Source organism: Planomonospora algeriensis, assembly GCF_977012225.1.
The window spans coordinates 1-840 of record NZ_CDRNDK010000976.1 but is presented as its reverse complement, the minus strand read 5'-3'; the positions used below and the strand labels follow the sequence as shown (position 1 = coordinate 840).

General features: G+C 77.7%; 1 protein-coding gene. It reads left to right on the top strand.

All coding sequences use genetic code 11. The features are described 5' to 3' along the window. Positions 1-49 precede the first annotated feature (49 nt). The coding region (locus tag ACWJ6R_RS37300; RefSeq protein ID WP_449066698.1) for a GAP1-M domain-containing protein at positions 50-840 on the top strand (791 nt) is incomplete at its 3' end.

Genomic DNA, 840 nt, shown 5'->3' with positions numbered 1-840 from the left:
GCCGCCGCCGGACGCGCCGCCGGCGCCCACCCCGGAGCAGGTCCGGGCCATGCCCGTGGCCCTGGCGTACGGCCCGGCGGGCGGGGCCTCGGCGCTGGTGCGCTGCGTCTACCTCGGCCGGGACTACTCGGGCCGGTACGGCAACTTCCTCGGCCACGCGCTCGTGCTGGACGACGGCGACCTGGTCGGGTTGCGGCCGGTCGAGTTCTGGGAGGCGCCGCTGTGGTCCGCCGCGCCCGCGCCGCCCGGTTCCGACCTGCCCGAGCTGCACGAGCTGGTCCCGGGCACGTCCACGGACCCGGAGGCCCTCGGCGGGTGGCTGGCGGAGGGCGGACCGGACGCCTACCGGCGGCTGGGCGTCCTGCTGGACGCCGTCCGGGAGGCGCTGGCCCGCGGTCACGGCCGGCTGGTCCTCGTCTCCCGCGACCCCGGGAACGTCGAGGACGTGGTGCGGTGGATCGCGGTGCTCTCCTTCTCGCTGCCCTGGGAGGCGGCCGTCCGGCTCTCGTTCGTCACCTACAGCGCCGACCCGGCGGCGGCCACGCAGATCGTGACCGGCACCACCCCGGACGTGTGGATCCCCTCCGACATCGACGCGCGGGTCGTCAGGCTGGCCGAGCCGCCGGGACCCGCCGCGACGGGCAGGTTCGCCGCGACCGTGGCCGGCCTCTGGCGGGACATGGACCTGGACGGCATCGACGAGCTCGGCGAGTTCGGCGCCGCGGACCCCGAGACGGCCGCCGCCCTGCTGGCGCTCTGCCGCGGGGACGCCACGGTGACGGAGGAGGAGCAGGCGGACGCCGCGCGGCTGCTGGCCGGCGGCGGGGTCCCCGAGTGGGT